Origin of the sequence: Neomesorhizobium albiziae, from assembly GCF_900114255.1 — a bacterium.
Taxonomy (GTDB): Bacteria; Pseudomonadota; Alphaproteobacteria; order Rhizobiales; family Rhizobiaceae; genus Neomesorhizobium; species Neomesorhizobium albiziae.
In genome coordinates, this window is sequence record NZ_FOSL01000003.1 from 33,856 (window position 1) to 50,279 (window position 16,424).

Sequence of the window (16,424 nt, forward strand, 5' to 3'; positions counted from 1 at the left end):
CCCTCAGCTTACTTTGGCTTCGGCAAGCAGCGCGTCGAGCTTGCCGGCGGCGTCCAGCGCGTGGAGATCGTCGGAACCGCCGACATGCATGTCGCCGACGAATATCTGCGGGAAAGTCCAGCGGCCATTGGAGCGCTGGATCATTTCCTGCCTGAGTTCCGGCGAAAAGCTCGCATCATGCTCGGTGTAGTTCACACCCTTGCTGTCGAGCAGCCGCTTGGCCGCCGCGCAATAGTTGCACATCATGCGTGTATAGATCGTCACATCGGTCATCGCGAATTCCACATGCCTCAAAGACCTATATAGTCGCCGCCTCGCCGGGCTGAAAGTCCCCGGGGATGACACGCGCGAAAGTCAGCACATCAACCTCGGCAGCACCGGCCCTTTTCAACGCTTTCGTGACCGCCGAAACCGTCGCGCCGGTGGTGTAGACGTCATCGACCAGGAGCACATGGCGTCCGCTCACCTGGATTTCAGCCTCGGATGGCACCCGGAAGGCGCCACGAACATTGTCGTGACGTTCGCCCCGGGCGAGGCCGACCTGCTGTTTCGTCACCTTGACGCGCCGCACCGCGGAGGGTTCGAAACGCTTTCCCGAAAGCATGGCGACGGCGCGGGCGAGTTCGGCCGACTGGTTGAAGCGTCGCGAGAACAAGCGCCGCCAGTGCAGCGGTACCGGCACCACAACCTCGGCATCAGGAAGAAGCTCTGAACCGGCACGCAGCATCCACCTTGCCATCCATGGCGCAAGATCGGTGCGGTCCCTGTATTTGAGGCCCTGGACCATCTGGCGGGCAACGCCGGAATAGGAAACCGCGGCGCGCGCTCTTTTGAACGGCGGCGGGTTGGCGATGGCGTCGGCCGAGAGGAAGCCCTCGCCCATGTCGTGGCTGAACGGCGTGCCCATCACCGCGCACCACGGCTGTTCCAGAAATGTCAGCTTCGGCCAGCAGGCTCCACACAAGGTGCCCGGCTGCGAGACCTGGCGGCGGCAGCCCGCGCAGACCGGCGGAAACATCAGGCGAGCCGGCCATTGGAGCATGGCCGACGCAAATGCCTTGATCTCCTGCCGCGGATCGGTCACGAGCATTTCCCCAAGCGGATGGCCATATCAGAGCCAAGAATTGCCGCGCGGGCAAGCAGAGAGCGGTTCAAGGGCGTACCGGATTTGGAACAAATTTTCGACGCGACGCTGATTCTGGAGCGCAAGCGCCGCGCCTTCGCGAAGGCGGACCGCAGCGCTGCCTTCCTGATGGACCGTATCGCCGAGGATCTCTCCGAGCGGCTTTCGACTGTCGAACGGCGTTTCGATCACGCGGCGGCGATTGCCGGCATCACCGCGGCGACCGCCGATGCCCTGGCGGCAAGCGGCAAAGTCGGCGAAGTGATCCGCCTGGAAGCCGATCCGGCGTTCCTGGACGGCGCGGCTGGCATGGTCATCGCCGGCGACCGCCTGCCGCTCGATCCGGAAAGCGTCGACCTTGCAGTTTGCCTGCTCGCCCTGCAGGAAGCCAACGACATTCCTGGCGCGCTGATCCAGATCAGACGCGCTTTGCGGCCCGACGGGCTGTTTCTCGGCGCCTTTGCGGGCGCCGGCACGCTTTCTGAACTGCGCGAAAGCCTGCTTGCGGCGGAGACCGAGGTTCTCGGCGGCGCCAGCCCGCGTGTCATCCCTTTCACCGATGTGCGCGACGCGGGCGGCCTGCTGCAGCGGGCGGGCTTCGCACTGCCGGTGACGGATGTGGAGACGGTCACCGTCCGCTACGACACCATGTTCGGGCTGATCCGCGACCTGCGCGCCATGGGGGCCACCAACGCTCTGGTGGCGCGGTCGCGGCGGCCGGGCACAAGGCGGCTGTTTCAGCGGGCCGCCGAGATCTATGCCGAACGGTTTTCAGACTCCGACGGACGCATCCGCGCGACGTTTTCATTCATCTGGATGTCGGGATGGGCACCGCATGGCTCGCAACAGAAGCCGCTGAAGCCGGGTTCGGCAAGGGCGTCGCTAGCCAAGACGCTGGATGATATCGCGGCGACGAAGCCGAAGAAGTCCTAGCTAGGACCCGCCGTCGCCTTTCAGCCATTTGACGATTTCTTCGGCGTTTTTGTTCCAGCGATCACCGAGGCTGTCGCCGGTAAATCCAATCGAACTCATGATGGCCAACGCGATGAGGGCCGCGATCAGGCCATACTCGATGGCGGTTGCACCACTTCTGTCTTTCAAGAACCGCCGAAACATTTGCCGATCGCCCGCTTTTACAAGTTTGAGCTTATGTTCCACATGTTAAGAAAGGTTAACGACGCAGCGTTAACGGACCTTAAAGCGGCCTCAGCAATCGCCGTCGCGCCGGCCGTCGGCGTGAATCGTACACACCGAATGCGGTGACGGCTGCAGGACGCTGCGGCGGATCGTGTAGATCTCCTGACGCTTGACCGTGCCGGTCTTGAAATAGTCGACGCCGGCCGGATAGCCGCCCGCCGCCAAACGGTTGCGCGGCTCGCCATCGACGATCGGCACCAGGATCATGGCGAAGGCCGCGGCGACAAAGCCGAACAGCAGCGCGATCCTGACAAGACCCATGCCCGCGCCCGCCGGCCTCCAGGCCCGGTCTTTGCGGATGAGATTCCACTCATCTTCTGGATGCATTCCCTGCCCCCCGTTGCGCCGCGACACGCAAATCGGCCCCGTTGTCCGTTCAATTTTTCATGATTGGCTAAAGGATCCATTAACGATGTGCGATCCGCTCGGCCGGGAGCGGTCCATCATCAGAGCAGGTCGATCAGAAACGGGATCAGCGGTTCGTCGGCCGGCGGCATCGGATAATCGCGCATCTGGCGCGGACGCACCCATTTCAGCATCTGGCCTTCCCGGGGGTGAGCCGTGCCCCAGAAGCGGCGGCAGACGAAGAGTGGCATCAGAAGGTGGAAGGTTTCATAGCTGTGGCTGGCGAAGGTCAGCGGCGCCAGGCACGCCACCTTGGTCTCGATGCCGATCTCCTCGCGCAGTTCGCGCACCACCGTCTCTTCCGGCGTTTCGCCGAGCTCCACCTTGCCGCCTGGGAATTCCCACATGCCGGCGAGCGTCTTGCCCTCAGGCCGCTGCGCTAGAAGCACGCGCCCGTCGGCATCGACCAACGCGCAGGCGGCAACCAGCAGGAGGCGCTTTCCGGCAGCTTCCATCCTAGTCTTCCGGCGGCTGACGATAGTGGTAGCGGTAGACTTCGCTGAAACCGAGCGAGTGATAAAGCCGGCGGGCCGGCTCGTTGTCTGCCTCGACCTGCAGCCAGGCCTCGCGCGCGCCGCGCGACCGCGCCCATTTCAGCGCCGAAAGCACCAAGCGGCGTGCATGCCCCTTGCCGCGTTCGTCGACAGCGGTGGCAATTTCGAAGAAACCCGCTAGATCGTTGTCGTGCACGCAGATGGCGCTGGCGACAGGCTTGCCGCCGTCCTCCAGGATGAACAGCCCGACGTCCGGCTGTATACGCGCCAAGAGTTCCGACAGCCCGGAACCCAGGTCAGGGTCGAAGCCGCTCACTTCGCGCGCCGCGGCCGCGAAGCGGCCAATATCGCGCAACGGGATATGGTCGACGGCATTCTTCACCGGCGCGTCGGCGAGCGGCAGCCGCATCACCACCGATTCCGAAAACACGCTCCAGCCGAGCCGGTCGAAATGTCGGGCAAGCACCGGGCCGGACAGCGGCGACAGGCGGAAGGTCAGGTTCCGGCCGTATGCTTCGAACCGGCGCGCAGCGCGTGCGATCCTGTCGTCGAGATCGACGAGATCGTTGGGGTCGAGCGGATTGACCGAATTCAGCCGCTTGGCCGGATGGTCGGCGGTGAGACGGATCACCCAGGTGCCGTCATAATGCACCGAAGCTGCCGGCCAGGCGCGAAACCCGGCCGCCTCGTAGCGGCGGACGCGGGCCAGGTCGGGCTTCGCTGGAGTCCCGGCGGCCGGCACGTCAGCTCCGGTAATCGCCGTTGATTTCGACATATTGCTTGGTCAGGTCGCAGGTCCAGACTGTGGCCTTGCCACGGCCGAGGCCGATATCAGCGCGGATGCGTATCTCGTCGCCCTTCATGTAGGACGACGTCAGTTCTTCGGAATAATCGGGATCGCGCTCGCCATTATGGGCAAGCCGGTTGTCGCCGAACCAGATCGACAGGAGATCGCGATCGGCCGGCTCGCCGGCCTTGCCGACGGCCATCACCACGCGGCCCCAATTGGCGTCTTCACCGGCGACGGCTGTTTTGACCAGCGGCGAATTGGCGATCGATAGCGCGATGCGTTTTGCCGAGCGTCCCGACCTGGCGCCGGTGACAGTGACTTCCACCTGCTTGCGGGCGCCCTCGCCGTCGCGCACCACCTGCAGGGCGAGGTTCTTGAGAATGCGGTTCAGGGCGCGGCGAAACTGAGCCAGGCGCGCGTCCTTGGGATCGGTGATCTTCGGCGCGCCCTTCTTCGCCGCGGCCCCGGTGGCGAAGAAAAGCAGCGTGTCGCTGGTCGAGGTGTCACTGTCGACGGTGACCGAGTTGAAAGTCTTGCCGACGCCTTTCGACAGGAGATCCTGAAGAACCGCGGCCGCGATCGGAGCGTCGGTAGCGACGAAGGAAAGCATAGTCGCCATGTCCGGCGCGATCATGCCCGCACCCTTTGCAATGCCATTGATGGTGACGTCGGCATCGCCGAGCTTCACCGTGGCCGTCGCATATTTGGGATAGGTATCGGTGGTCATGATCGCCTTGCCGGCATCGGCCCACAAGCCCGGCTTGGCGTCCTTGACCATGCCGGCCAGCAGATGGCTGAACTTGCCGGCGTCGAGCGGCTCGCCGATCACCCCGGTCGAGGCGAGGAACACGTCGCCGGGCTGGCAAGCCGCCGCCTTGGCCGCGGCCTCGCCGGTCATCGCCGTCGACTGGCGTCCCTTCTTGCCGGTGAAGGCGTTGGCGTTGCCCGAATTGACGACCAGAACGCGGGCCTTGCCAGCCTTCAGATTGTCGCGGCAGTAATCGACCGGAGCCGAAGGACATTTGGAGCGGGTGAAAACGCCGGCGACTTCGGTGCCCTCGTCGAACGCCATGACAAGAAGGTCGGTGCGGCTCTTGTATTTGATGCCGGCCTCGGCGGTGGCGATGCGCACGCCATCGACCGCCGGCATCTTGGGATGCGATTTCGGGGCAAGCGGCGAGACGGTTGTCGACATCGAGGCCTCTGGCGGCAGCTAATCGGAAAGACGGTCCCGTTTGCCCCAGACCGCCTGCCGGCGCAAGGCGTTTTCGGCGAAACGGCGTGTTGGACCTTACCCCGAGGCGACGGTCTTGCCCTTCGGCTCGAACGAAAAGACGGCGCTGCGTTTCATCGCCGCGCCGCCGTTGTCGCCAAAGTCCGGCACGGGATACTCGGCGACAAGACGAAGCCGCGCATGCGGAAGGAAGGCGCGGCCGGGATCGCCGACAAGCACCGCGATGCCGGCCGCGAGACACAGGTCCAGGAACGCGGTCACCCGGATGGCGAGGCCGCGCTCATAGAAGAGGTCGCCGACAGCGACCAGGTCGACCTCGGATGGCGGAGCCGCGGTGAGATCTGCAGCAACGGTCTTCATCGCGACGCCATTCAATTCAGCGTTGAGGCTGGCCGCGACCGCTGCATGCGGATCGATGTCGGCTGCGATCACCGTGCGTGCACCGGCTTTCGCAGCCGCGATGCCGACAATGCCCGAGCCGGAGCCGAGGTCGAGGACGCGCCGACCGGCAATGGCCTGTGGCCGGTCGAGAAAGTGGCGGGCAAGCACGGTGCCGCCGGCCCACTGATAGGCCCAGTAGGGCGGCGGCGCTTCACAATCCTCGCTCGGCGCACTGAGGCGGCGCAGGCCGCTGCCCGGATGCGCCGTGTAAAGCCGGATTTCCGGAACCATGGGCGCCGGGGCAACGCGCATGTTTTCGACGATGAAGCGCCTTGGGTTGGTGCGTGCATCCAGCTTCTGGCTCAATGTCTTTCCCCGGACGCCCGCCGCACGGGCCTGTTCGCAACAACCTTGCCTGCCGGTATGCTGTCCGGCTATGTCTGAATACATCTTTTGACCGGGCGCCTCGACAAGCCTGACGATGTTCCTCGGCTGCCGATCCGTTACCTGGCGCAAGGGATAGCCGGACCCAAAGCAATCATAGCGGGTGGAAGATGGCACAGCAAAGCGGATCGACACGCAAAACCCAACGGGAGTCGCGCCTTCGCGCATTGTACGCTCAGCCGGCCCTGCGTGTGGCCGCCTTCTGCCTCGCTGCCGTTTTTCTTGCGGCCTCAGGCGCTGGCGCCCAAGAGAGCACATGCCGCCGCAGCACCCCCGTCAACACGCTCGACGATACCTGGAGGGCGCTTTACGCCTGCTGGCAACCGCCCTCCGGCACCGCTGGAATGGAGATAACGCTGGTCTTTTCGTTGCGCCGGGACGGCACCTTGATCGGCAAGCCGAAGGTGACCTGGACGAAGCTCGCGGGCGATACCGTGCTGCAACGCGCCTTCGTGCAATCCGTGCTTGCCGCTCTGGACAAGGCGCTCCCGCTGCCGTTCACCGACAGCATGGGAAACGCCATCGCCGGGCGACCGTTCGCCTTGCGGTTCGCTGCCCGAACTCCCACTCGGGAATCGGCCATCTAGTCCAGAGAAAAAGCCCCACTCCGATTAAGTCGGAATGGGGCTCGCTACGAAGTTTACTGGCTGCCCTTGTCCATAGCCTCGACGGCGGTCTTCAGCGCAGGGTCGGCGATTTCGACCTTGGCGGCATCGCGTAGCGACTTGGCCAACGCGAAATATTTGTCGCGCAGCACCAGCGAGCGGAACTGCTCCTTGACCTGGTCGAACGCCGGCGGCTGCTGGGCGCGCTTGTCCTCGACCTTGATGACGTGCCAGCCGAACTGGCTCTGCACCGGCTCCTTGGTGTAGGCGCCGACTTCGAGCGCGAACGCCGCCTTCTCGAATTCCGGCACCATCTGGCCGGCAGCGAAATAACCGAGGTCGCCGCCGCTCGTCTTGCCGCTGGGATCGGTGGTGTTCTCGTTGGCGAGCTTCTGGAAGTCGGCGCCGCCGTCGAGCTGCTTGATGATCGCGTCTGCCTCTTCCTTGGTTTTCACCAGAATGTGACGGGCATGAACCTCGTTGACAGGCGGTCTTGCGGCGATTTCCTTGTCGTAACGGGCGCGGATTTCTTCGTCGGTCACCTTCGCGGCGACTTCCGATTCAACCAGCGCACTGTGCAGGGCGCGCTGCTTGAGGAACTCCATGCGGCGCTGGAAATCCGGCTGCTTGTCGAGGCCATCGGCCACGGCCTTGTCGCTGAGCAGGCGGATTTCAATGACGGCGGACAGGGCCGCGGCGCGGCGCTGTTCCTGCGGAAGCCGCGAAAACTGCGGGTCGAGGTCGCTCTCCGCGAGCGCCAGGTCGGCCTCGGTGATGTTGTGGCCGTTGACCGTTGCCAGTACCGCATTCGGATCGACGGGCGCTGCCGCCGGCGTCTCAGTCTTGGGTGCGGGCGCAGCCTCCTGGGCGACGAGAGGCAGCGACGACAGCGCCACTAGCCCGGCTGCGAGCCCAAAACGGGCAAGCGGGGCGCTACGGAACGAAAAAGGCATCAGGAAGACTCTCCAGTGGATTGGAAACGTTTCAAGACCAGTTGATTCTGGCGGAATTTCGCTCGACACACCGCAATCAAGCAGCGTTGACATCGCAAGGGGCCCCTCTTATCTGTCCTTCACCTTGGCGTCCAGAAGCGATTTCCGGGCGCTTTTCTGTTATGGAACCTGTGTATTCATACATATGCACTTGGTTCAGTCCGTGTCCCCCACGGGCTTGTGGGATTGAAAGGGCCATTTGATGGTCAGTCTTGGCGGCATCGCCCGCAAAATCTTCGGTTCCTCCAACGATCGCCGCGTCAAATCGATGCGGCCGCGCGTCGAAGCCATCAATGCGATGGAAAACGAGGTGGCGGCGCTGTCCGACGCGGAACTTCGCGCCCGCACCGACCAGTTCCGTCAGGATCTCGCCAACGGCGCCTCGCTCGACGACCTTTTGGTTCCAGCCTTCGCCACGGTTCGCGAGGCGGCAAAGCGCGTGCTCGGGATGCGGCCCTTCGACGTCCAGCTGATTGGCGGCATGGTTCTGCACGGCGGTGACATCGCCGAGATGCGCACCGGTGAAGGCAAGACGCTGGTCGCGACACTGCCGGTCTACCTCAACGCGCTGGCCGGCAAGGGCGTCCACGTCGTCACCGTCAACGATTACCTCGCCACGCGCGACGCCGAGTGGATGGGCCGCGTCTACAAATTCCTCGGCCTCACCGTCGGCGTCATCGTGCACGGCCTTTCCGACGAGGAGCGGCGCGCGGCCTATGCCTGTGACGTCACCTACGCCACCAACAACGAGCTCGGCTTCGACTACCTGCGCGACAACATGAAATATGAGCGCGGTCAGATGGTGCAGCGCGAGCACAACTACGCGATCGTCGACGAAGTGGACTCGATCCTTGTCGACGAGGCGCGCACCCCGCTGATCATTTCCGGTCCGCTCGAAGACCGCTCGGAAATGTACAACACCATCGACGCCTTCATCCTGCAGCTGGAGCCGGCCGACTACGAGGTCGACGAGAAGCAGAAGACCTCGATCTTCACCGAGGAAGGCACCGAAAAGCTCGAAAACATGCTGCGGGCCGCCGGCCACCTGAAGGGTGAATCCCTCTACGACGTCGAGAACGTCGCCATCGTCCACCACGTCAACAATGCACTGAAGGCGCATCGCCTGTTCCAGCGCGACAAGGACTACATCGTGCGCAACGGCGAGATCGTGATCATCGACGAATTCACCGGTCGCATGATGCCTGGCCGCCGTTATTCGGAAGGCCTCCACCAGGCGCTCGAGGCCAAGGAGCACGTGGCGATCCAGCCTGAGAACCAGACGCTCGCCTCGATCACCTTCCAGAACTATTTCCGCATGTATGCCAAGCTGTCCGGCATGACCGGCACTGCGCAGACGGAAGCCGAGGAATTCGGCAACATCTACAATCTCAACGTGCTGGAAATCCCCACCAACCTGCCGGTCAGGCGCCTCGACGAAGACGACGAGGTCTACCGGACGGTGGAGGAGAAGTACAAGGCGATCGTGCGCGAGATCCGTGACGCCAACGCCAAGGGCCAGCCGATCCTGGTCGGCACCACGTCGATCGAAAAATCGGAACTGCTTGCCGAGCGGCTGCGCAAGGAAGGCATGAAGGGCTTCCAGGTGCTGAACGCGCGCCACCACGAGCAGGAAGCGTCGATCGTCGCGCAGGCCGGCGTGCCCGGCGCCGTCACCATCGCCACCAACATGGCCGGCCGCGGCACCGACATCCAGCTCGGCGGCAATGCCGAGATGCGGATTGCCCAGGAACTCGGCGACATGCCTGAGGGCGAGGAGCGCGCGGCGCGCGAGAAGACGATCCGCGACGACATCCTGGCGCTCAAGGAAAAGGCGCTGGCCGCCGGCGGGCTCTACGTGCTCGCCACCGAACGCCACGAATCGCGCCGCATCGACAACCAGCTGCGCGGCCGCTCGGGCCGCCAGGGCGACCCCGGCCGCTCGAAATTCTTCCTGTCGCTGCAGGACGACCTGATGCGCATCTTCGGCTCCGAGCGCATGGATGGCATGCTGCAAAAGCTCGGCCTCAAGGAAGACGAGGCGATCATCCATCCCTGGATCAACAAGGCGCTGGAGAAGGCACAGAAGAAGGTCGAGGCGCGCAACTTCGATATCCGCAAGAACCTTCTGAAATATGACGACGTGTCCAACGACCAGCGCAAGGTGGTGTTCGCGCGGCGCATCGAACTGATGGACGGCGAAGGCCTTGGCGAAACCATCTCCGAGATGCGCGAAAGCGTCATCGACGATCTCGTCAACATCAACATCCCCGAGAACGCCTATGCCGAGCAATGGAATGCCGTCGGGCTGAAGGAAGGCGTGCGCCAGTATCTCAACCTCGACCTGCCGGTCGAGGATTGGGTCAAGGAAGAAGGCATCGCGGAAGAAGAGATCCGCAACCGCCTGACCGAACTCACCGACAAGGAAGCCGCCGACCGCGCCGAACGCTTCGGCCCCGACATCATGGCTTATGTCGAACGCTCGGTGGTGCTGCAGACGCTCGACCATCTGTGGCGCGAACACATCGTCAATCTCGACCATCTGCGCTCGGTGGTCGGCTTCCGCGGCTATGCGCAGCGCGACCCGCTGCAGGAATACAAGCAGGAAGCGTTCGAGCTGTTCCAGGCCATGCTCGGCAACCTGAACCAGGCGGTGACCGCGCAGCTGATGCGCGTCGAGCTGGTGCGGGAAGCCGCCGAAGCGCCGCCGCCGCAGGCGCCCGAAACCCACGGCCATCACATGGACGGCACCACGGGCGAGGACGATTTCGGCGACACGGGACTTCTGGTTCGCCAGGAAGTCGCGCGCGTCGTCGAGCCGGAAGACCGCGACCCCAACGACCAGTCAACCTGGGGCAAGGTTGGCCGCAACGAGGCCTGTCCCTGCGGTTCGGGCAAGAAATACAAGCACTGCCACGGCGCATTCGCTTGATGCGCCGTGGCTTGCCGTGCGGCGATCTGACAGCTGCCGATCCACCCGCCTGGGCAGGGTCGGCAGGCGAGACCGCGAGACCGCATGATCGAGCTGGTCCGGATACGTGACCTCGACATAACCGACAATTCGGGCAGGCGCGCCTTTGTAAGCGCCGCCAGCGGCCTCGTCCGTGTCGGAGCCCGCATTCACGTGATTGCCGACGACGAACTCCACCTTGCCTCATTCGACCTGGGCAATCTTGGTCCCGGCCGTCTCCTGCGGCTATTCGAGGGTGAACTGCCGCGCGCCGGACCGGATCGAAAGAAGTACAAGCCAGACCTCGAAGCGCTCTGTCTGCTGCCGCCTATGGCGGGAGCCTGCCATGGAGCGCTGCTGGCGATCGGTTCCGGGTCGCGGCCGAACCGCCGGCGCGGTGCGCTGATCCCGCTTGAGGCGGACGGTTCGGCAGCCCAGTCGAACGTCGTCGACATCGCACCGCTGTTTTCGCCTTTTGCGGATGAATTCGAGGAGATCAACGTCGAGGGTGCGGTGGTGGCCGGCGATGACCTGCTGCTTTTCCAGCGCGGCAGCGGCAGCGATCCCGACAACGCGATTGTCGCCTATCCGCTCGCAGCAGCGCTGGAAGCCATAACGCTGCCGGATGGCAAAGCGCTGGAGCCCAGGATCCGGCACATCGACCTTGGGGCGATCGGCAACGCACCGCTATCCTTCACCGATGCAGCCACAGGCCCTGGATTCGGCATCGTCTTTTCAGCCGTCTGCGAAGACACGACGAACGCATATGACGATGGGCCGTTGCGCGCCGCCGCCATCGGTTTGCTGGGTATGGACGGTAACCTTCTGCGCATCGAAACAATTGAGCCGCCGGTCAAGGTAGAGGGCATCGACGCCAGGCTCGACGGCGACCTGATCCGGTTGACGATGGTGACCGACGCCGACGACCCGACCGTTCCCGCCTCGCTTTATTCAACCGCGATCAAGGCGTAGGTTGCGTAAAGCAGCGGTTTCCGGCGGCCTCATCGGTCCCCGCTCTGTTCGCACTGCAGGCGCCGACCCAACCGTTTCTTAAACAGTTTTGCATATGCCTGTCGGCTTATGAAGGAAATCGAGGAGTAGCGTGCGCTTTTCCGCGGCCACGACGGCAGAGAGGTTGCTGCCGCAGCGCCTGGCGTTGCGCGCCCGCCCCTTCCTTGCCCGCGTCGACGCGCTGCTGTTCACGGCGGACGACCGGGGCATCGCCGGCCGCATGTCGCTGATCGCCTTCTCCATCCGCATCTTCAACGCTGTCGTCGCCTTTGTCAGCCAGGTGCTGCTTGCCCGCTGGATGGGCAGTTTCGAATACGGCATCTTCGTCTTGGTCTGGGTGACGATGATCATCGTCGGCAACCTGTCCTGCCTAGGCTTCCACACCTCGGTCATCCGTTTCATTCCCGAATATTTCGAGCGCGGAAAACTCGCCGAGTTGCGCGGCATCCTGATAACCAGCCGGCTCTTCGTGCTCGTCGCATCGACCGCGACCGCGCTGATCGGCTTGCTGGGATTGTGGCTGTTCTCGTCGCTGATCGAGAACTATTACGTCATCCCCTTCTATCTCGGCATCATCTGCCTGCCGATGATCGCGCTGTCGGACGTGATGCAAGGCATTTCGCGCGCCAATTCGTGGACGCTTTCGGCACTGGCCCCAACCTACATCACACGGCCTATCCTGATCCTGGTCTTCATGGGCGGGGCGCTGCTGGCAGGCTACGAACCCAGCGCGGCAAACGCTGTCATCGCCGCGATCCTGGCGACCTACATCACCACAATAGCCCAGTCCGTCGAGGTGACGACACGCCTCAACCGCCGCCTTCCGGGCGGCCCGCGCAAGATCGAGTTCCGGCAATGGTTTGCCGTGTCGCTGCCGATCTTCCTCGTCGAAAGCTTCTTCTTCCTGCTCACCAATGCCGACGTGTTGATGGTCGGCGCCTTCATGCAGCCGACCGACGTCGCCATCTACTTCGCCACCGTGAAGACGCTGGCGCTGGTGCATTTCGTCTATTTCGCGGTGAAGGCAGGCGTTGCCCAGCGCTACGCGCAGTTCACCCATTCGAATCCAGAACGGCTGGCCGCCTTCGCGCGCGAAACCGTGTCCTGGACGTTCTGGCCGTCGCTGGTGATGGCAGCGGTCGTGCTGGTGCTCGGCAAGCCGATGCTGATGCTGTTCGGCCCGGAATTCGACAGCGGCTATCCGCTGCTCTTCCTGCTGGTTGCCGGCGTGGTGGCGCGCGCGGCAGTCGGGCCGGCGGAAAGCCTGCTCACCATGAGCGGCAACCAGAACATCTGCGCGGCGGTCTACGCTTTGACGCTGACCTGCAACATCGCCCTCTCGGTCCTGCTCATCCCCTTGTTCGGTCTCTGGGGCGCGGCGATCGCGACCGCACTTTCGATGATTTTCGAAGCCTCGGCCCTGGCCTTCACGGTCTGGCGCAAGCTCGGTATCGTGATGGCCATTTTCGTGCCCACGGCTCCGGCGAAGGGAGCAATCCGATGGTAGCCGTCCCCCTGCTGGAAGAGATGAGCGGCAGCCCGTCGGCGCCGATGATCGCCGAGCTTGCCGGCCTGCATGGCCAGGCCGACCGCGCCCGCATCGAGGTGTTCGAGGGCCAGCGGCCGTCGCGCAAGCTCGCGATCTATCCCGCCTCCGCAGGCTTCGACCTCGTCGAGGAGCTCGACCACCTGTGCGCCCGCTCGATCGAGGCGAACGTCTTCTTCAACCCGCGTTTCCTGGCGCCCGCGATGCCGCGTCTGGAGGACCGCGAGGTCCGGCTGGCGGTGGTGCGCGACGGCGACGAATATCGCAGCCGGCTGCGGCTGCTGGTGCCGTTTTCGGTGGAGCGCCCCGCCACTCCGCTCGGCGTTTCGATCATGCGCACATGGTCGAGCCCGTTCGGCCCGCTCGGCACGCCGCTGCTTGACCGAGACGACCCCGCCGGCGTCATAGAGGATTTCTTCGCCATCCTGTCGCGCAAGCACCTGAAACTGCCGAAAGTGTTCGTGCTGCCGGAGATGCGGCTCGACGGGCCGGTGGCCAGCATGCTGCACTACGTCGCCGAAAACCGCGGCCTGCCGCTGGTGACCACCAACGAGACCGAACGGCCCTTCCTGGAGAGCGATTTCGACGGCGACGCCTATTTCAAGGCTGCCCTTCGGCCGCACCACCTGCGTGAATTCCGCCGGCTGAAACGGCGGCTGGCCGACCTGGGCAAGCTCGAGCATCATGTCGCGCGCGAGGAGGAAGAGGTCCGCCGCGGCATCGAGGCCTTTCTGACGCTGGAGGCCGCCGGCTGGAAGGGCCGCGAACGCACAGCCATGGCGATCGACCGCTACCGCGCCGCCTTCGCGCGCGAGGCGGTGTTCCGCATGGCCGAGCGCGATCTCTGCCGCATCCACACGCTGACGCTGGACGGAAAGGTCATCGCCTGCCTGGTGGTCTTCATCGAGGCCGGCGTCGCCTATACCTGGAAGACGGCCTATGACGAAGCCTTCTCCACCTATTCGCCGGGCACGCTGCTGATGATCGAGGTGAGCTACAACCATCTCGACGACCCCAACATCATGGCGACCGATTCCTGCGCGGTGGCCGACCATCCCGTGCTCAGCCGGCTGTGGACCGAACGCAAACCGATCGGCACCATTGTCGTCGGGCTGACGCCGGACGCCGACCGAGCGACGCGCCAGGCCGCCTCGCAACTGCATCTCTACAAGGAGACCCGCAACATGGCGCGCAGGCTGCGCAACCGGGTCAAGGGCCTGCTGAAGCGGCGCTAACTGGCATATGCCCCCTCCACCATGCTTCGCATGGTCCCCCTCCCCGCTCCGCAGGGGAGGATGAGCAGCGACGACGCCGGCACGACCTGGATCCTCCCCCGTTTACGGGGAGGAGGACCGCCGAAGGCGGTGGAGGGGGCGATGTCTGGTTAGAGATTCACTTCCTGCCTGGCGCGGTCGCGGAAAATGCGGCGGATGACTTTGCCGGTGGTGGTCAGCGGCATCGAATCGACGAACTCGACCTCACGTGGATATTCATGCGCGGAAAGCCGCTCACGCACCCATAGCTTGATCTCGTCGGCCAACCCCTCGCTGCCGGCGACACCATCTTTCAGCACCACATAGGCCTTGACGATCTCGGTGCGCACGGCGTCCGGCTTACCGACAGCGGCGGCCAGAGCGACCGATGGGTGGGCGGTCAGGCAATCCTCGATCTCGCTCGGGCCGATGCGAAAGCCGGCCGAGGTGATGACATCGTCGTCGCGGCCGAAGAATTGCACGTAGCCGTCCTCGTCCTCGATGCCCTGGTCGCCGGTCGTCATCCAGTCGCCGACAAACTTCTTGGCGGTGGCCTCCGGGTTCTGCCAGTATTCGAGGAACATTACCGGGTCCGGCCGCGCGATGGCGATCTGCCCGGCCTCGCCCGCCCTGACGCGCCTGCCCTCCTCGTCGATCACCGCGACGCGGTGGCCGGGCACGGCCAAGCCTATGGCGCCGGCGCGGCTGACGCCGATGGCCGCGCAGGACGAAAGCACCAGGTTGCATTCGGTCTGGCCGTAGAATTCGTTGATGGTGAGGCCCAGCGCCTCGCGTCCCCATTCGAAGGTCTCGCGGCCGAGCGATTCGCCGCCGGAGCCAACGGTTCTGAGGTTGAGCCGGAACCGCTTGGAAATATCCGGCACCGTCTTCAGCATGCGCAGCGCCGTCGGCGGGATGAAGGCGTTGCGCACCTGCATCTTCTCGGCCAGCAGAAGTGCCGCCTCCGGATCGAATTTCTCGAAGCGGCCGCAGACGACGGGAATGCCGAAGTAGAGGCTGGGCAACAGGACGTTGAGCAACCCTCCGGCCCATGCCCAGTCGGCCGGCGTCCAGAACAGGTCGCCCGACTGCGGCAGGAATTCGTGCGGCATCTGGACGCCCGGCAGATGTCCGAGCAGCACGCGATGGCCATGCAGCGCGCCTTTCGGCGGGCCGGTGGTGCCGGAGGTGAAGATCATCATTGCCGGATCGTCAGGGCCGGTGTCTTCTGCGACGAAATGCGGCGAATGCTCGGCGACGATCTTGCGGAAATCCATCGCATCGCCTTCGCCGCCCTCGACCACGATGACCTGTCGCAAGGAAGTCAGCCGGCCGCCGATTTTCTTCAGCTTGGCATAGCCGGCGGCGTTGGTGACGATGGCCGCAGCCCCCGCCGTTTGCATGCGGTATTCGATCGCCTCCATCCCGAACAACAGCGCCAGCGGGACGGCGATGGCGCCGAGCTTGTAGATGGCGACATGGGCGATTGCCGTCTCGAAACTCTGCGGCAGCAGAAGTGCTACGCGATCGCCGCGCTTCAGCCCGCCGGCGCGAAGCCCGTTGGCAAGCGCGTTCGACTGCGCGGCAAGTTCGCCATAGGTCAGCCTTCCGGGTTCGCCATCGACGCGGTATTCGAGAAGTGCGGTCCGCTGTGGCTCGCTCGCCGCCCAGCGGTCGCAGACCGCGACGCCGATGTTGAAGCGGGCCGGGATGTCCCAGCGGAAATCGCGATAGAGATCGCGGTAGTTGTCACGCCGCTCGAGCATCAACGAAATGCATCTCTCCCTTGGCGCCGGCAATGCCGCGCCGGACCGGACCGGATGGGATACCTACGTGCTGCGATGCACAATCGTCAATGCGGATGGCTATGCCAGCGCGGCGCAGGCGGTCGGCCAGCGATCTGTAGAGCGTCTTCTTCGAATCGCAGACACACTCTATCTCCTTGTTTTCATGCCATGACCCGGTAACCTTGTCGGTTCCTGCCGGCATATCCTGTGCTCTG

The 16,424-nt window shown here is 64.3% G+C and carries 17 protein-coding genes; 6 read left to right on the forward strand and 11 right to left on the reverse strand.

From position 1 onward, the window contains the following. Window positions 1-3: 3 nt before the first annotated feature. Together grxC and F3H98_RS06610 are read right to left on the reverse strand one after the other, a co-directional pair. Window positions 4-273, reverse strand: coding sequence for a glutaredoxin 3 (gene grxC, locus F3H98_RS06605; protein WP_149759345.1), 270 nt, complete (start codon window positions 271-273; stop codon window positions 4-6). Between the two features lie 25 nt (window positions 274-298). After that, window positions 299-1,090, reverse strand: a complete 792-nt coding sequence (locus tag F3H98_RS06610) for a ComF family protein (RefSeq protein ID WP_149759346.1) — start codon at window positions 1,088-1,090, stop codon at window positions 299-301. A gap of 78 nt (window positions 1,091-1,168) precedes the next feature. On the opposite strand from F3H98_RS06610, the gene F3H98_RS06615 reads away from it, so the two are divergent. After that, window positions 1,169-2,056 (forward strand): methyltransferase domain-containing protein, encoded by an 888-nt coding sequence (locus F3H98_RS06615; protein ID WP_149759347.1) that lies wholly within the window; start codon window positions 1,169-1,171, stop codon window positions 2,054-2,056. Here F3H98_RS06615 and F3H98_RS06620 read toward each other — a convergent pair whose 3' ends face one another. The 6 genes from F3H98_RS06620 to F3H98_RS06645 form a co-directional block, all read right to left on the reverse strand. Beyond that, entirely contained in the window at window positions 2,057-2,239 is a 183-nt protein-coding gene (locus F3H98_RS06620; protein WP_149759674.1) for a Flp family type IVb pilin, read from the reverse strand. Window positions 2,240-2,329: 90 nt separating this feature from the next. Next, window positions 2,330-2,647: a hypothetical protein gene (locus F3H98_RS06625; protein WP_149759348.1), complete on the reverse strand. Its 318-nt coding sequence runs from the start codon at window positions 2,645-2,647 to the stop codon at window positions 2,330-2,332. 119 nt (window positions 2,648-2,766) lie between these two features. Further along, window positions 2,767-3,180, reverse strand: coding sequence for a (deoxy)nucleoside triphosphate pyrophosphohydrolase (locus F3H98_RS06630; RefSeq protein WP_149759349.1), 414 nt, complete (start codon window positions 3,178-3,180; stop codon window positions 2,767-2,769). A gap of 1 nt (window position 3,181) precedes the next feature. Further along, window positions 3,182-3,961, reverse strand: coding sequence for a GNAT family N-acetyltransferase (locus F3H98_RS06635; protein ID WP_244621627.1), 780 nt, complete (start codon window positions 3,959-3,961; stop codon window positions 3,182-3,184). Between the two features lies 1 nt (window position 3,962). Then, window positions 3,963-5,204: a bifunctional glutamate N-acetyltransferase/amino-acid acetyltransferase ArgJ gene (gene argJ, locus F3H98_RS06640; RefSeq protein WP_149759351.1), complete on the reverse strand. Its 1,242-nt coding sequence runs from the start codon at window positions 5,202-5,204 to the stop codon at window positions 3,963-3,965. Window positions 5,205-5,300: 96 nt separating this feature from the next. Continuing rightward, window positions 5,301-5,936 carry a class I SAM-dependent methyltransferase gene (locus tag F3H98_RS06645; protein ID WP_244621642.1) on the reverse strand — a complete coding sequence of 212 codons (636 nt, stop codon included), beginning with the start codon at window positions 5,934-5,936 and terminating at the stop codon, window positions 5,301-5,303. Between the two features lie 476 nt (window positions 5,937-6,412). Between F3H98_RS06645 and F3H98_RS31700 the strand changes: the two genes are divergently transcribed. Further along, window positions 6,413-6,655, forward strand: a complete 243-nt coding sequence (locus F3H98_RS31700) for a TonB C-terminal domain-containing protein (protein ID WP_244621628.1) — start codon at window positions 6,413-6,415, stop codon at window positions 6,653-6,655. 53 nt (window positions 6,656-6,708) lie between these two features. Here the strand turns inward: F3H98_RS31700 and F3H98_RS06655 are convergent, their stop codons facing one another. After that, entirely contained in the window at window positions 6,709-7,626 is a 918-nt protein-coding gene (locus F3H98_RS06655) for a peptidylprolyl isomerase (RefSeq protein ID WP_149759353.1), read from the reverse strand. A gap of 241 nt (window positions 7,627-7,867) precedes the next feature. On the opposite strand from F3H98_RS06655, the gene secA reads away from it, so the two are divergent. The 4 genes from secA (at window position 7,868) to F3H98_RS06675 (ending at window position 14,404) form a co-directional block, all read left to right on the forward strand. Next, the gene (gene secA, locus F3H98_RS06660) at window positions 7,868-10,594 is read left to right on the forward strand and encodes a preprotein translocase subunit SecA (RefSeq protein WP_149759354.1); all 2,727 of its coding nucleotides are present in this window, start codon (window positions 7,868-7,870) and stop codon (window positions 10,592-10,594) included. An 84-nt stretch (window positions 10,595-10,678) separates the two neighbouring features. Beyond that, complete coding sequence (locus tag F3H98_RS06665) at window positions 10,679-11,584, forward strand: DUF6929 family protein (protein ID WP_149759355.1); 906 nt, start codon at window positions 10,679-10,681, stop codon at window positions 11,582-11,584. A 130-nt stretch (window positions 11,585-11,714) separates the two neighbouring features. Next, window positions 11,715-13,130 carry an oligosaccharide flippase family protein gene (locus F3H98_RS06670; RefSeq protein WP_149759356.1) on the forward strand — a complete coding sequence of 472 codons (1,416 nt, stop codon included), beginning with the start codon at window positions 11,715-11,717 and terminating at the stop codon, window positions 13,128-13,130. Beyond that, complete coding sequence (locus F3H98_RS06675) at window positions 13,124-14,404, forward strand: GNAT family N-acetyltransferase (RefSeq protein WP_149759357.1); 1,281 nt, start codon at window positions 13,124-13,126, stop codon at window positions 14,402-14,404. The genes F3H98_RS06670 and F3H98_RS06675 overlap by 7 nt, the downstream gene beginning before the upstream one ends. Before the next feature lie 149 nt (window positions 14,405-14,553). Here F3H98_RS06675 and F3H98_RS06680 read toward each other — a convergent pair whose 3' ends face one another. Further along, a complete protein-coding gene (locus tag F3H98_RS06680; protein ID WP_149759358.1) occupies window positions 14,554-16,188 on the reverse strand; it encodes an acyl-CoA synthetase in 1,635 nt (544 codons plus the stop codon). Beyond that, window positions 16,172-16,411, reverse strand: a complete 240-nt coding sequence (locus tag F3H98_RS06685; protein WP_149759359.1) for a hypothetical protein — start codon at window positions 16,409-16,411, stop codon at window positions 16,172-16,174. Before F3H98_RS06685 ends, F3H98_RS06680 begins: the two co-directional genes overlap by 17 nt. Window positions 16,412-16,424: the final 13 nt, after the last annotated feature.

Excerpts from the sequence above, each read along its gene's own strand:
- grxC (WP_149759345.1), bottom strand. The coding sequence starts at position 273 with ATGACCGATGTGACGATCTATACACGCATGATGTGCAACTATTGCGCG.
- F3H98_RS06610 (WP_149759346.1), bottom strand. The coding sequence starts at position 1,090 with ATGCTCGTGACCGATCCGCGGCAGGAGATCAAGGCATTTGCGTCGGCC.
- F3H98_RS06620 (WP_149759674.1), bottom strand. The coding sequence starts at position 2,239 with ATGTTTCGGCGGTTCTTGAAAGACAGAAGTGGTGCAACCGCCATCGAG.
- F3H98_RS06625 (WP_149759348.1), bottom strand. The coding sequence starts at position 2,647 with ATGCATCCAGAAGATGAGTGGAATCTCATCCGCAAAGACCGGGCCTGG.
- F3H98_RS06630 (WP_149759349.1), bottom strand. The coding sequence starts at position 3,180 with ATGGAAGCTGCCGGAAAGCGCCTCCTGCTGGTTGCCGCCTGCGCGTTG.
- argJ (WP_149759351.1), bottom strand. The coding sequence starts at position 5,204 with ATGTCGACAACCGTCTCGCCGCTTGCCCCGAAATCGCATCCCAAGATG.
- F3H98_RS06645 (WP_244621642.1), bottom strand. The coding sequence starts at position 5,936 with ATGCGCGTTGCCCCGGCGCCCATGGTTCCGGAAATCCGGCTTTACACG.
- F3H98_RS31700 (WP_244621628.1), top strand. The coding sequence starts at position 6,413 with ATGGAGATAACGCTGGTCTTTTCGTTGCGCCGGGACGGCACCTTGATC.
- F3H98_RS06655 (WP_149759353.1), bottom strand. The coding sequence starts at position 7,626 with ATGCCTTTTTCGTTCCGTAGCGCCCCGCTTGCCCGTTTTGGGCTCGCA.
- secA (WP_149759354.1), top strand. The coding sequence starts at position 7,868 with ATGGTCAGTCTTGGCGGCATCGCCCGCAAAATCTTCGGTTCCTCCAAC.
- F3H98_RS06665 (WP_149759355.1), top strand. The coding sequence starts at position 10,679 with ATGATCGAGCTGGTCCGGATACGTGACCTCGACATAACCGACAATTCG.
- F3H98_RS06675 (WP_149759357.1), top strand. The coding sequence starts at position 13,124 with ATGGTAGCCGTCCCCCTGCTGGAAGAGATGAGCGGCAGCCCGTCGGCG.
- F3H98_RS06680 (WP_149759358.1), bottom strand. The coding sequence starts at position 16,188 with ATGCTCGAGCGGCGTGACAACTACCGCGATCTCTATCGCGATTTCCGC.
- F3H98_RS06685 (WP_149759359.1), bottom strand. The coding sequence starts at position 16,411 with ATGCCGGCAGGAACCGACAAGGTTACCGGGTCATGGCATGAAAACAAG.